Annotated in this window: 8 protein-coding genes; 6 read left to right on the plus strand and 2 right to left on the minus strand. The window is 69.1% G+C overall.

Features of this window, described 5'->3' with window-relative positions:
• Positions 1-23 precede the first annotated feature (23 nt).
• On the plus strand, positions 24-902 hold the full coding sequence (locus CAP40_RS15955) for a rhamnogalacturonan acetylesterase (RefSeq protein WP_086130546.1): 879 nt from the start codon (positions 24-26) through the stop codon (positions 900-902).
• A gap of 81 nt (positions 903-983) precedes the next feature.
• Positions 984-1,757, plus strand: coding sequence for a TSUP family transporter (locus tag CAP40_RS15960; protein WP_086130547.1), 774 nt, complete (start codon positions 984-986; stop codon positions 1,755-1,757).
• Between the two features lie 14 nt (positions 1,758-1,771).
• Here the strand turns inward: CAP40_RS15960 and CAP40_RS15965 are convergent, their stop codons facing one another.
• Complete coding sequence (locus CAP40_RS15965) at positions 1,772-2,806, minus strand: sugar kinase (protein WP_086130548.1); 1,035 nt, start codon at positions 2,804-2,806, stop codon at positions 1,772-1,774.
• 129 nt (positions 2,807-2,935) lie between these two features.
• On the opposite strand from CAP40_RS15965, the gene CAP40_RS15970 reads away from it, so the two are divergent.
• From CAP40_RS15970 to CAP40_RS15985, 4 genes are all read left to right on the plus strand, one after another.
• A complete protein-coding gene (locus tag CAP40_RS15970; protein ID WP_086130549.1) occupies positions 2,936-5,809 on the plus strand; it encodes a TonB-dependent receptor in 2,874 nt (957 codons plus the stop codon).
• A 96-nt stretch (positions 5,810-5,905) separates the two neighbouring features.
• Entirely contained in the window at positions 5,906-6,652 is a 747-nt protein-coding gene (locus CAP40_RS15975; RefSeq protein WP_086130550.1) for a FadR/GntR family transcriptional regulator, read from the plus strand.
• Positions 6,653-7,362: 710 nt separating this feature from the next.
• On the plus strand, positions 7,363-13,419 hold the full coding sequence (locus CAP40_RS15980; protein WP_179188274.1) for an autotransporter-associated beta strand repeat-containing protein: 6,057 nt from the start codon (positions 7,363-7,365) through the stop codon (positions 13,417-13,419).
• Positions 13,420-13,452: 33 nt separating this feature from the next.
• Positions 13,453-13,815, plus strand: a complete 363-nt coding sequence (locus CAP40_RS15985; protein ID WP_086130552.1) for an EF-hand domain-containing protein — start codon at positions 13,453-13,455, stop codon at positions 13,813-13,815.
• Between the two features lie 45 nt (positions 13,816-13,860).
• On the opposite strand, the gene CAP40_RS15990 is transcribed toward CAP40_RS15985, so the two are convergent.
• The gene (locus CAP40_RS15990; protein ID WP_086130553.1) at positions 13,861-14,937 is read right to left on the minus strand and encodes a serine hydrolase; all 1,077 of its coding nucleotides are present in this window, start codon (positions 14,935-14,937) and stop codon (positions 13,861-13,863) included.
• Positions 14,938-15,050: the final 113 nt, after the last annotated feature.

Here is a 15,050-nt window from a genome sequence, read left to right on the forward strand (position 1 = left end):
GGCCGCAACCGGGAGGATGGAACATGCTGAAGACGGCAATCACGCTGGCCGCGCTGGCGGCGCTGCCGGGGGCGGCCTTCGCCCAGGCCGGGGAGGCCCAGCCGCCGCTCGAGAAGCGGGACAAGCGTGTCGATGCGCCGCCGATCACCGCCTACAAGATCATCCTGGTCGGCGATTCCACCATGGCGCCCGGCAGCGGCTGGGCGTCCGTGTTCTGCGCCTATCACGTCAAGTCGAACGTCGCGTGCCTCAACCTGGGCCGGGGCGGCCGCTCGACCCGCAGCTACCGCGCCGAAGGCTCGTGGGGGATCGCGATGAACGAGGCGCGGGCGGCGGGCTATGCGCGGAAATATGTCCTCATCCAGTTCGCGCATAACGACCAGTCGACCAAGGCCGAGCGCTGGACCGACCTGAACGACGAATTCCCGTCGAACCTCAGGCAGATGGTGCTCGACGTGCGCGCCGCCGGCGCGGTGCCGGTGCTGGTCACGCCGCTGTCGCGCCGCGAATTCCGGGGCGGCCGGCTGGACAACACGCTGGCCGCCTGGGCCGACGCCGTCCGCAGGGTCGCGCTCGACAACAAGGTGCCGCTCGTCGATCTCAACCGCGACAGCGCCAGGGCCGTGGAGCAGCTCGGCGCGGTCGAATCGATGAAGCTGGCGATGGCCGATCCGCTTGCCGAGGAAGTGGCCGCGGCCAGGGCCGGCACCACGCTGCGCCCGCGCCCGGCGCCCGAAGCGCCGCCCTCTGCGACGCTGCCCAAGACCGGCCCGCGCGGCCGGACCGTCGCCAAGTTCGACTATACCCATGTCGGCGAGGCCGGCGCCAAGGTGTTCGCCAGGATCGTCGCCAACGGCCTCGCCGTCGCCATTCCCGAATTGAGCAGCCAGCTGCTCCCCTGAGCTCCGTCCCTGGGGCGCGGTTCGACTCCCTCGGCCGCGCCCCTCTTTTTCGCCGGACGCACCTGTCCTATCGGGCTGGCGATGCACCTTACGCCCGACATCCTCGCCTTCCTCGTCACCATGGCGCTGCTCGCCGGCACGATCGACGCGATGGCGGGCGGCGGCGGGCTGATCTCGCTGCCGGCGCTGATGGCGGCGGGCATCCCGCCGGTCTCCGCGATCGCCACCAACAAGCTGGCCAGCGCCTGCGGCACCGGATCGGCGCTGTTCACCTATGCCCGTGCCGGCCATGTCGACTTCCGCCGCTTCGCCGTGCCCGCCTGCGGCGCCTTTGCCGGCGCGGCGGCGGGGGCGACGACGCTGCAGTTCATGAACCCCTCGTTCCTCACTGCCTTCGTGCCGGTGCTCCTGATCCTGATGGGGCTCTATTTCCTGCTCGCGCCGCGGATGAGCGAGGCCGATCGCCATGCCCGGATCGGGCCGGCGGGGCTCACGCTGATCGTCACCGGCATCGGCTTCTACGACGGGTTCTTCGGGCCGGGCACGGGCTCGTTCTTCACCACAGTGCTGGTCGCGCTGGCGGGGCTGGGGCTGGTCCGCGCGATCGGCAACACCAAGTTCCTCAACCTCTCGACCAACCTTGCCGGGCTGCTCGCGATGATCGCGGGCGGCAAGCTGCTCTGGGGGCTCGGCATCGCGATGGCATTGGCGAACATGGCCGGCAACCAGATCGGCGCGCGGCTGGCGATCCGCTATGGCGGGCGCGGCGTGCGGCCGCTGCTCGTGCTGCTCTCGGCGGCACTGACCGTGAAGCTGCTGGCCGATCCGGCGAACCCGATCTGGCGGTGGTTCTAGCTTCCGAAGCACGGTCAGCGCCGCACGTCCGCGCCTTCGCCCGAAAAGCCCTCCACCTCGGCGCGGGAGAACAGCGCCATGTCGCCCGGCACGCTGTGCTTGAGGCAGGCCAGCGCAAGGCCCAGCTCGGCGGCCCGGGGTGCCGAGACGCCGTCGAGCAGCCCGTGCAGCACCCCCGCCGCGAAGGCGTCGCCGCCGCCGATCCGGTCGACGATGCCGGGCATCGTCACTTCCCGTGTCTGGAAGCCGGCATCGGGCGTGTCGATGCGGGCGGCGAGGCGGTGGCAGTCGCTGGCCTCGACCTGGCGGGTAGTGGAGGCGATCCATCCGAGATTGGGGAAGGCCGCGAACCCGGCCAGCGCAGCCTCGCGCCGGCGCGCCTCGCCATCGCCCGAGAAGGGCCGGTCGAGCAATAGCGTCATGTCGCGGTGGTTAGCGAAGAACAGGTCGGCCCGGCGGACGAGGCCGGCCAGGATGGTGCGTGGATCGCCGTCCCAGCGCTCCCACAGGCGCGCGCGATAATTGCCGTCGAACGACACGCGCATGCCGGCGGCCCGCGCGGCGGCCATCGCCGCGCCGGTGGCGGCGGCGAGCGCGGGGCCGAGCGCAGGCGTGATGCCCGAGACATGAAGCCATTCGGCGCCCGCGAACGCCGCGGCCCAGTCGAACGCGGACCAGTCCTGCGCCGCGAAAGCGCTGCCGGCGCGATCGTAGAGGATCTCGGATGCGCGCAGCGACCCGCCGGGGCTGAGGAAGTACAGGCCCTGGCGGCCGGGCGCGCGGAAACAGGGGGCCAGGTCCACGCCCGCCGCCGCGAGCGCACGCCAGGCGCCGTCGCCAAGACCGCCATGCGGGAGCGCCGAGATCAGCGCCGCGCGGTGCCCGAGCGCGGCCAGCGCGGCGACGACATTGGCCTCCGCCCCGCCGACATGCAGGTCGAGGCTGCGCGCCTGGGGCAGCTGGATCCGGCCCTGTGTCGCAAGCCGGGTGAGCACTTCGCCAAAGCCGATGACTCGCGCTGGTCCGCTTCTGGCCGGTCCGGTTGCCATCCAATCCTCCTATCCCGTTTCGCGATGTCGCACTAAGCGGATTGGATAATTGGTATCAAGATAACATTGACATCATTCGAACCACAGGTCCATAGAATTGGTATAAGAATACAATCGGGGAGGATTCGAATGGCTATGGTCTCGATCCGGGCGCGTGCGCGCGCTCGCGCGCTATTGCTGGCGGGCGTGTCGGTCGCCGCGGCGCTGGCGGTGGTGCCGGCCCGGGCTCAGGACGGCGCCCCCGCGCCGGCGGACACGCCCCAGGCGGAGCAGAGCCAGGAAGACCGGATCATCGTCACCGGCATCCGCGAGACGATCCAGACTTCGATCCAGTCCAAGCGCAATGCGGATGCGATCGTCGATGCGGTGTCCTCGAAGGAGATCGGCGAGCTGCCCGGCCAGTCGGTCGGCGAGGTGATCGCGACGATCACCGGCGCCTCGATCGACCGCGCCAATTACGGTCCCACCGAAGTCTCGATCCGCGGCCTCGGCTCGGGCCTGAGCATGACGACGCTGAACCGGCGCGAGGCGACCAACGGCTCGGGCGACCGGGCAGTGAATTTCGGCCAGTTCCCGTCCGAGCTGTTCAACGCGATCAAGATCTACAAGACGCAGCAGGCGGACCTGATCGAGGGCGGCGTGGCCGGCCTGATCGAGCTCGAGACCCGCAAGCCGCTCGACCACAAGCGCCGCCAGGTCCAGGCCGAGATCAAGGGCAACCTCAACCCCTATCAGGACCGGATCGCCGGCCGCAGCCCCTATGGCTACCGGGCGACGGCCAGCTATATCGACCAGTTCGATATCGGCGCGCTGGGCAGGCTCGGCATCTCGATCGGCTATCAGCGCAACGACGTGAACGATCCGGTGGAGCGCTTCTACACCAGCACGACCTGGTTCACCTGCAACGCCGCGCTGGTCTCCACCGCCAACTGCACCGAAGTGACGCGCCAGCAGGGCAATGCGGGCACGCCCTATTATCATGCCTCCAATTCGTATCTCTATCGCCAGATGATCACATCGGACCTGCGCAACGCGGTGTTCGGCGCGGTGCAATGGCAGCCGAGCCCGACGATCGACGTCAATCTCGACCTGCAATATTCGCGGCGCCAATATAGCGAGCAGCGCAATGATTTCGGCACCGCCGAGGGGCGCTACAACCTCCACAACGTGGTGATCGGCGACAACCACCAGCTGCTCTCGGCCGATGGCTCGGCGACGATGCAGACGGTGTCGGGCCTGTTCCAGCGCGACGAGAAATATCTGGGCTTTGGCGGCAATGTGGAATGGAAGCCGGCCGATCGGCTCACCGTGACGGCCGATTTCGGCTATTCGCACACGACGCGGCTCGACATCACCCGCCAGGTCCGCCTGCGCACCGATCCGTTCGACATCTATGGCGTGCGCACGCCGATCAACAACCAGCGCATCCCCTATCATGTCGACTTCACGCAGAGCTTCCTGCCGGCCTTCGCCTATGATCCGCGCTTCGACCCGACCGACCATGACGTGTTCAGCGACGATGCCCGCCTGACCCGCTCGCAGGACGGCCGCGACGACGAGATCCATTCGGCCCGGCTCGACGCGAGCTACAAGCTGGACGGCTTCCTCGAGCGGATCGATATCGGCGGGCGCTGGGCCAAGCGGAAATTCTTCGGCTACAGCAACGACGTGAACATCGACCAGAACGACCTGGCGGTGGACCGCAGGGTGAACCTGGCCTGCCGCACGCCCTTTCCCGAGCGCAATTTCTTCGCCGACGCGCCGAGCCGCGGGATCGCCGGCTACGCCACTTTCGACGTGCTCTGCCAGTTCCGCAACTATCTGGGAACCGAGGACCCGGGCAACAGCGGCGACCTGCGCGCCGTGGAGAATTCGGACGTCACCGAAGAGACCTGGGCCGGCTATGCGATGGCGACCTATTCGGGGCGGTTCGCCGGCATCCCGGTGCGCGGCAATTTCGGCGTGCGCGGCGTGCACACGCAAGTGACCGCCCGGGGCCTGCGCTCGGGGCTGGACGTGATCAACAACAGCGACGGCACGATCTCGCTGCGCGCCAATGGCAGCTTCACCGATACCAGGATCACCGCGGGCACGATGCGCTGGCTGCCCAGCGTCAACGCGATCTTCGACGTCGCGCCCAGGATGCGGGTGCGCGCGGGCATCTATCGCGCCATGTCGCGCCCCGCGCCGAGCGCGCTGGGGGCCGGGCGGACCATCACGCTCGAGGTGGGCAACGGCTTCACTTCGGTTACCGACGCGATCAACTCGATCATCGCCACCGGCAGCCCGCGGCTGAAGCCGACCATGTCGTGGAACGGCGATCTGGCGTTCGAATATTATGCCAACAAGGACACGCTGTTCGCCGCGACCGCCTATTACAAGCGCTTCAGCGGCGGGAAGATCCCGATCACCACCGACGAGAATTTCACGATCGGCGGCCAGGACTATGCCGTGCCCGTCACCCAGACGGCGAACAGCAACGACAAGGCCGATCTCTACGGCCTGGAGATCACTGCCTCGAACCGGTTCAGCTGGCTGCCGCATCCGCTCGACGGGCTGGGCGTGAAGCTGAGCTACAATTACGCCTGGTCGAACTACAAGACCCAGGACATCCGCTATGGCGACGTGGTGGACAGCGCGACGGGCAATCTGATCCCCGGGCTGATCCCGCCGGCGGGGCTGAGCGGCTATTCGAAGCACGTCTTCTCGGCCCAGGCCTTCTACGAGATCGGGCCGATCTCGCTCCAGGGCATCTATCGCTATCGCTCGCGCTATTATCAGGCGTTCACCAGCGACAATACCCAGCTGCGCTACGTCGAGGGCAACAACACGTTCGACGCGAACCTGAGTTATCGGATCAACAAGGTCGCCGATATCCGCTTCCAGGCGCTCAATCTCTTCAACGCGCCGCGAGTCGAGTATATGCCGGTCGTCGGCAGCACCCGGAACGTCGAATATTACGGGCCGCAATATTTCCTGAGCTTCCGCGTCCGCCTGCGCTGATCTGGGCGCGGGCAGCGGTGCGGACCAATTGCCTATTCCAAATGCGGGCGGTCTGGGGCATTGCTGGGGGATAGACCAAGCTGATCGAGGATCCACATGGCTGAACGCCGTCTCTTCCAGGATATCGCCGAGCGTATCGCGGCGATGATCGCGGAGGGCACTTTCCCTCCCGGCTCCCGCTTGCCCGGCGAGCGCGAGATGGCGGAGCGGCTGGGGGTGAGCCGCGTCACGATCCGCGAGGCCGAGATCGCGCTGCAAGCCCAGGGGCTGGTGCGGATCAAGACCGGTTCGGGCGTCTATGTCTGCGATCGGGGCGAGCAGGGGGCGGGCGCGCTGCCGGCGGTGAGCGCGTTCGAGCTGACCGAGGCGCGCTCGCTGTTCGAATCGGAAGCGGCCGCGCTGGCCGCGCCGACGATCAGCGACGAGCAGATCCAGGTGCTGGAATCGCTGGTGGCCGCTATGGACGAGGCGGAGGAGGGCAGCGCCGCCGCCACCGAGGCGGACCGCGCCTTCCACCTCACCATCGCCAGCGCCTCGGGCAACCAGGCGATCATGTTCGTGATCAACAGCCTGTGGCGGATGCGCACCGAGATTCCGGAGATCTGCGCGCTCCACGCCTCGGTCTGCGGCAAGGACGAGGACAGCCGCCACGACGAGCACGCCGCCGTGCTCGAGGCGCTGAAGAAGCGCGATTCGGCGGCGGCGCGCACGGCGATGCGCAAGCATTTCAGCCGCCTGCTCGAGGCGATGCTGAAGGCCTCGGAAGAGCGCGAGATCCTCGAGCTCCGCCGCAAGGCCGAGGCCAGCCGCAACCGCTTCCTGATCAGCGCGCAGCTGAGCTGAGCTGCGCGCCGCGGCGCGTTTCCCCCGGCCTTCGGACCCTGTCGCGCCTGCCGCGCGCGATGGCGCGTGCTCCTGTCCCAGGGTTGGCCTGACCAGTCTCTTGACTCCTGCGTAAAACTACGCCCTATTGGTATGACACCGGTAACCAAGATCATCTGACAGACAAATGCCGGTACGGGGAGAGGTTGGGATGCTGAAACGCGCGAAAGATAATCGCCCGGGGCCCTAGCGGGCGGCGCCGTCTCCGGACGGCTTTGGGTAAAATGCTTCGGACAATCGAGAGCGGCTGGGCGACGACTGGCCTGACCACACGCGGCCATGCGCTTCGTGGGGCGCACGTATGCGGCCGCAGGTGTCATTGCGGGTTGCCGCTAATGGCGCGAACCAATGGCAAGCAATATTGTCCGCAGTATAACCGGACCAGTATGATATTTCTGGACTAACCATTCTATTGACTCCGGATTGTGGATCGGGCCTTATCCCCCATAATTCCGCAACCGGTCCGTCCAGGCCGGGAAGAGCCGGAAACGAGCAGAGAGGTGCGCGATGGGAGTGCAAGCGACGATGCGGACGCCGGCCTAGCCGACACGCCGCCGCCGGGGGGCGGCGGGGGCCGGCGCCTGCGGCGCGGGCCCTGACGAAATCACCAGCAGCCAGGCGACTGGCGACGACCGATGCGGCCGAAGACGCCGCGATGGGGAGGAAGACTCATGACCATTTCGATCCGCGCCCGCAGCATGCGCACGCGCCTGCTCCTTTCGGCCTGCTTCGTGGCGCTGCCCGGCACCGCCTATGCGCAGAACACCACCATCGGCGCCGGAACGACGCGCACGTCCAACGTGAACGTCAGCGGCTCCGGCACGGTGACGGTGGCGGCTACCGGCACGATCTCGACGCCCGCCGGCACCAGCCAGGCGATCAACATCAACGGCGGGAGCACGGGCACCGGCGTCGTCGTCACCAACAACGGCACGATCGAATCGACCGATGCCACCGGTGCCGGGCGCGGGATCAACAGCGCGCCCGCCGGGACGCTCGATCGCACGGCGACGATCGTGAATACCGGCATCATCCGCGCCAACAACGACGCGATCCGCTTCGCCGAAGCCTCGACCGGCGATACCGGCCCCGACACGGGCGTGGTCACCATCACCAATTCCGGCACGATCCTCAGCTTCTCCCAGGGCACGGCCTTTTCCGGCGCCGCGCCGCAGGGCATCGAGTTCAGCCTGGCCTCGGCCAGCCTGGTGCTGAACAATCAGGCGGGCGGCGCGATCACCGGCGCGCAGGGTATCCAGAGCAGCGGCACGACCACGATCACCAATGCCGGCACGATCACCGGCACCGGCCTGCTCAACGGCGCGCCCTCCAGCCAGGGCGAGGGCGTGCGCGGCCATAATGGCGGCACGCTGGTCCTCACCAACGAGGCGACGGGCGTGATCACCGGCGCGTTCGGCGTGTTCGGCACGGGCAATACCACGATCGTCAATCGCGGCACGATCAGCGGCAGCGCCAATGGCGGCGTCAGCAGCGGCTCCAGCCCCCTGGGGCGCGAGGCAATCCGCATCAACCTTGGCCTGAACACGGTCAACAACGTGACGCTGGCGGCGGGCAGCACCACCACCGGCGCTTCCACCAACGCCGTGACCTTTGGCGGCGCGCCGGCCACCAACACCAACGTCACCAACACGCTGACGGTGGAGACCGGCGCGACGATCAACGGCAACCTCATGGGCTGGAACGGCGATCCGGTCGCCGGCGCCACCGTTACCGACATCCTCAACCTCACCGGCACCGGTTCGCAGGTGCTGGTGAACGCGAGCTATTTCGAGACGCTGAACGTCCAGGGCGGCACCTGGGGCATCATCAACAGCCAGACGCTGGCGAACGGCGCGACCATCGCTGCCGGCGCGACGCTGCGCTTCGACGATTACGACACCAGCAGCGGCGGCTCGGTGAGCGGCACGATCCTCAACAACGGCACGCTGATCTACAACCGCACGCGCAACCTGCAGACCGCTGGCGCAATCAGCGGTGCCGGCGGCCTGCAGCTGGTCAATAGCGGCAACCTGACGCTGACCACCGCCAACAGCTATTCCGGCGACACGATCGTCAGCGGCACCGGCATGCTGCGCACCGGCCTGCTCGCCAACAGCTTCTCGGCCAATTCGGCGGTGACCCTGGGCAGCGGCGGCACGCTCGACCTGAACGGGGTCGACGGCTCGGGCAGCAGCACCCTGATCGGCTACAACCAGACGATCGGCAATCTTTCGGGTAGCGGCACGGTGGATACCGGCCGCAACGTCGGCGCGACGCTCACCACCGGCGGGCTTGGCGGCGACACGATCTTCTCGGGCGTCGTCCGCGGGCTTAACAGCGGCGTCGCGGGCATTGGCGGCGGCCTCACCAAGCTGGGCGGCGGCACGCTGACCCTGTCGGGCCAGAACACCACCAACGGCGTGCTCGCCATCAACGGCGGCGGCGTCGCGCTTTCCGGCCTCTGGTCTGGCGCGGTGACCATGGCGGCCGGCACCACCCTTTCCGGCGCGGGGCAGGTGAGCGGCGTGCTCGACGCTTCGGGCGCCACGCTTGCGCCGGGCAATGGCGGCGTCGGCACGCTCACCACCGGCGGGCTGATCCTGTCCGCCGGCTCGGTGCTGAACTACGACCTTGCCGCTCCCGGCACCGGCGATCGCATCCAGGTGAACGGCAACCTCACGCTGGACGGCACGCTCAACGTGCACGACGTCGGCGGCTTCGGCGAAGGCGTCTACCGGCTGATCAACTATAGCGGCGCGCTCACCGACAACGGCCTGGTGATCGGCGGCGTGCCGGCCGGCGCCAATGGCGGCCTGATGACCATCCAGACTTCGGTCGCGACCCAGGTGAATCTGGTCTATGGCACCCCGGCGGCGGCCACGATCCAGTTCTGGGACGGCACCGACAATTCGGGCGACGGCGTGGCCCAGGGCGGCGCCGGCAGCTGGACCAACGGCTTCCCCAACTGGACCGACGCGGCCGGCACCAACAACACCAGCTGGGCGAGCGCGTTCGGCGTGTTCGGCGGCGCGGCGGGCACGGTGACGGTGGACGACGCGATCCTGTTCACCGGCGCGCAGTTCATGGCCGATGGCTATGTGATCGCCGCCGGCACCGGCACGCTGACCACCAACACCGCGCTCACCAATATCCGCGTCGACCCGGGCCTGACCGCCACGATCGGCGCGGCGATCGGCGGCACCGGCGGCCTGATCAAGAACGATGCCGGCACGCTGATCCTCACCGGCGCGAACGGCTATGCCGGGGCGACCAATGTCCAGGGCGGCACGCTGGTGGCGCTGAACGGCGGCGCGCTGCCGGCGACGAGCAACGTCTCGGTCGCCGCCGGCGCCACGCTGGACGTCCGCGCGAACCAGATTGTGGGCGGCCTGAACGGCGCGGGCAGCGTGCTGCTCGGCGCGAACCTGACCGCTGGCGGGCTCAACACGAATGACAGCTTCACCGGCACCGCCAGCGGCAATGGCGGCCTGACCAAGACCGGCAGCGGCACGCTGACGCTCGGCGGCGCCAATGCCTATCTCGGCGCGACCCAGGTGAACGCCGGCACGCTCCAGCTCGACGGCAGCGTTGCGGGCGCGGTCAATGTTGCCGGCGGCGCGACGCTTTCCGGCTCGGGCAGCGCGGCGGGCGTGGTGACGATCGCCGACGGTGCGCATCTCGCCGCCGGCGGCGCGGGCGCGGGAACGCTCTCTACCGGCGGGCTGATCCTGTCCGCGGGCTCGGTGCTCGACATGGGGCTGGGCGCGCCGAACCTGGCGGGCGCGAGCGACCGCATCCAGGTCAATGGCAACCTCACGCTCGACGGCACGCTGAACGTCACCGATCTCGGCGGCTTCGGCGTCGGCGTCTATCGCCTGATCGATTATAGCGGCGCGCTCACCGACAATGGGCTGACGATCGGCACGCTGCCGGCGGGGGCGAATGCACCGCACATCAACCTGCAGACCTCGGTCGGGCACCAGGTCAACCTGGTCTATGACAATATCGTCCCGGAGATTCAGTTCTGGGACGGCACCGGCACCACCGCGAACGGCGCGGTCGGTGGCGGTTCGGGCAGCTGGACCAGCACGCGCACCAACTGGACCAACGCGAACGGCACGGTGAACGACAGCTGGGGCGGCCGCTTCGCCGTGTTCCAGGGCGCGGCGGGCACCGTCACCGTCGACGGTGCGATCAGCGTGACCGGCATGCAGTTCATGACCGACGGCTATGTGATCGCCGCGGGCACGGGCAGCCTGAGCCTGGCCGATGCGCAGACCAATATCCGCGTCGACCCGGGCGTGAGCGCGACCATCGGCGCGGGGATCGGCGGCACCGGCGGGATCAACAAGCTGGACGGCGGCACGCTGATCCTGGGCGGCGCCAACAGCTATGCGGGCGCCACCACCATCGCGGGCGGCACGCTGCGCGCGGGCGTGGGCGGCGCGCTGCCCGGCGGCACCAACGTGACGATCGCGGCGGGCGCGACGCTCGATCTCGCCGCCGCGCAGACCATTGCCAGCCTGGCGGGCGATGGCCGCGTGACGCTTTCGGGCGGCGGCCTCACCACCGGCGGCGGCAATGCGGACACGCGCTATGCGGGCGTGATCAGCGGCAGCGGCGGGCTCACCAAGGCGGGCAGCGGCACCTTCACCCTGGCCGGCGCGAACAATTATGCCGGGGGGACGACGGTTTCGGCCGGCACGCTGCGGCTCGACGGCGGCACCATCGGCGGCGGCGCGCTCAGCGTCGCGAGCGGGGCGACGCTGGACGTCAATGGCGGCGCCGCGTCGGTCTCGGGCCTGAGCGGCGCGGGCCGCATCCTGCTCGGCAGCGGTTCGCTCGCCGCCGGCATCGGCACGACCAGCAGCTTCACCGGCGTGATCAGCGGCACCGGCAGCTTCGTGAAATCGGGCAGCGGCACGCTCACGCTGGGCGGGGCCAACACCTATTCGGGCGGCACCACGGTGACCGGCGGCACGCTGACGGCCGGCGTCGCCAATGCCTTCGGCACCGGCACGCTCACCGTGACGGCGCCGGGCGCGGTCAACCTGGCAAACTTCGCGACCACCGTGGGCGGCCTGGCCGGCGACGGCGGCGTCGCGCTCGGCAGCGCGGTGCTGACCGTGAACAGCACGGGGGCATCCGCCTATTCGGGCGTGCTCTCCGGCACCGGCCGCCTGGTCAAGTCGGGCGCCGGCACGCTGACGCTGAACGGCGCCAACACCTATACCGGCTCGACGACGATCAATGACGGCCTGCTGGTGGTGAACGGCTCGCTCGCCGGATCGGTGACGATCGGCGCGACCGGCCGCATCGGCGGCTCGGGCCGGGTCGGCGCGCTCACCGTCTCCGGCATCGTGGCGCCGGGCAACTCGATCGGCACGCTCAACGTGAACGGCGGCCTGACCTTCGCGGCGGGCTCGACCTATCAGGTCGAAGTGTCGCCCGCCGGGCTCTCGGACCAGATCGTCGCCACCGGGGCGGTGACGATCAACGGCGGCGCCGTCTCGGTGCTGACCGGGGGACAGGCCAACTTCCTGCCGCTCACCACCTATACCATCCTCTCCGGATCGAGCGTGACGGGAACGTTCGGCAGCGTCGTCACCGACCTCGCCTTCCTCACGCCCTCGCTGGTCTACAACGCGGCCAGCGTGCAGCTTCGCCTGCTGCGCAACGACGTCAGCCTGGGCGCGGTGGCGCAGACGCCGAACCAGGTGGCGGTTGCCGCGGCGGTCGGCGCGCAGAGTTCGGGCGGGGTGTTCGATGCGGTGATCGGCCTGAACGCCGGCGATGCGCGCGGCGCCTTCGACCAGCTTTCGGGCGAAGTGTTCGCGGCGGGCATGACCGTGGCGGCGCGCGACGGGCATGATGCGGCGCGCGAGCTGATCGGCCGGATCGACGGGCCGCGCGAACAGAAGCGGACGCTGTGGATGGCGGGGGATATCGGCCAGCTCAAGGCCGGCGCGCGCGGCGGCCTGGCCGGGATCGAATCGAACCGCCGGGTGCTCTCGGGCGGCATCGAGATGACCGGCGACAATCTGCGCTACGGCTTCTCCTATCGCTATGCCAGCAACGATATCAGCCTGGATGCGCGCGCCAGCGACGGCAAGCTGGTGAGCAATTCGGCCTTCGCCTATTTCGGCTATACGCTGCACGGCCTGCGTTTCGCCGGCGGCCTCGGCTATTCGTCGAACACCTTCTCGACCGATCGCCGGGTGGCCTTTGGCGGCCTGGCCAACCGGCTGAGCGGCGCCGATGACGGCCATGGCTATACTGCGTTCGGCGAGCTGGCCTATCTCGCGCCGCTGGGGAAGGACGCGCGCGTCGGCCCCTATCTGGGGGCGAGCGTGAACGCGACGACGTTCGACCGGGCGCAGGAATGGGGCGGCGCGGCGGCGCTGCTCGCCGGCAAGGCGCGGACGACCACCAGCCTGGCCAGCTATGGCCTGCGCGGCACCGCGAAGATGGGCGGCGTGACGCTGACCGGCGACATTGGCGGGCGCTCCTATATCGACGATCCGGAGACCCGGCGGATGTTCCGGTTCATCGACACCGGCAACGGCTTCACCGCGAGCGGCGGGCAGTTCGGCAGGACGACGCTGGCCGGCCGGCTCGACGCCGCGACCAATGTCGGCCGCCTCGTGCTCGGCCTGGGCGTGCGCGGCGAGACGGGCGGCGGCGGCTCGAGCGTCGGCGCCCGCGCCAGCGCCGGCTTCCGGTTCTGATCACGATATCAGCATGCAAGGAGAGTGGACGTCATGAAGAATGTGAAGATCGCCATCGCCGTCGCGGCGTTGCTGGTTTCCGGCCAGGCGCTTGCCCAGAAGGCCGGCCAGACCCGGGCGGAGGCCCAGGCGGCCTCGGCGAAGAAGTTCAAGGGCCTCGACACCAATGGCGACGGCAAGGGCAGCCCTGCCGAACTGCTCGCCTTCATGACCAAGTCGGCGGAGAAGCGCGGCGAGACGATGGACCAGGCCAAGGTCGATCGTCGCCTGAAGCGGCTCGACACCGATGGCGACGGCTATGTCAGCGCCGCGGAGTTGGCGGCGGAGGATCTCGCCAAGTTCGACAAGGCCGATGCCAACCACAATGGCGTGATCGACGCCGACGAGGCGCCGTGATTCCATGCCTTCCCCCGGCGGGGTGTGCCGGGGGAAGGCACCCGGCTATCCGGCCTGAAGGCGGAGTGCCGCTTCGGCGACTTCGTCCATCGTCTTCTGCGAATAGCCGGTGTTGTTGAGCACCACCACCGTGCCCCTGCCGTCGAGCCGGTGGCCGAGCACCGAGCGATAGCCTGCGCGATTGCCGGTGTCCCAGGCGCAGCGCACGTTCTTCCCCGCGATCGTCACTTCGCGGACGCGGCCGCCGAGCGCATAGTGATCGGACGCCACTTCGATCGTGGTGAGCGCGCGGCGCGAATCGGCCGCGAGGAAGGACGTGCCATAGACCCGATGGCCGAACCGCATCAGGTCGCGCCCCGTGCACCAGAAGCCGGCGCTGGCCGCGAGATAGTCGGGTGTGGGGGAGGCCCAGACGGTGGGCGGATCGAGCGTGCGGTAGGAAATCGAATCGCCGAGCTGCTCCAGGCGGGTGGCGCCCAGGCGCAGCGGCGCGGTGACCAGCTTGCGGACGAGATCCGGGAACCGCGTGCCGGACACCGTCTCGAGGATCGCCAGCACCAGGATCCAGTTGGTCAGCACATAGTCGAAGCGCGTGCCGGGCGCGAACACGAGATCGCCCGAGGAGAAGAGGGAAACCGCCTCGCTGGTGGGCATGTCCTTGCCGAAGAGCTCGGGCCGGGCGCGCACCACGGCGCCGAACTGGTTGGGGATGCCGCTGCTGTTCGAGAGCAGGTGGCGCAGCGTCACCTGCGCGCCGATGTCCTTGCGATAGGCGGGAAGATAGCGGGCGATCGGGGTGTCGAGCGCCAATTGGCCGCGCTCGACGAGCCGCATCACCGTCACCGCCGTGATCCGCTTGGAGATCGAGGCGATAGCCATCGGCACGTCGAGATCGAACGGCAGGCGCTTCTCGACATTGGCGAAGCCCTGGGCGCTGCTTGCGGTCGCATGCCCCTTGCGGCCGAGCGCGACCAGGCCCCGGAAGCCCTGCTCGTCCGCCCATTTGCGCACCAGCGCGTCGAGCCCGGCCTGCTCCGCACCGCCCCCGGGCCGCGCGGCGCGGGCGGCGACGGGCAGCAGGATCATGCCGGCCATCAGCATGCGGCGATCGATATGCTCCACTTCTCGATTCTCCCTTGGGGAGCCCCTTGCGCGATCCCGGCACGAACGTCAGGAACGGGGCATGGGGCGTTCCCTCCACTCCTGCGATCGGCGGCGCCGGATCGCCACCGCCA

This window comes from Sphingomonas sp. IBVSS2 (assembly GCF_002127225.1).
Classification (GTDB): domain Bacteria; phylum Pseudomonadota; class Alphaproteobacteria; order Sphingomonadales; family Sphingomonadaceae; genus Sphingomonas.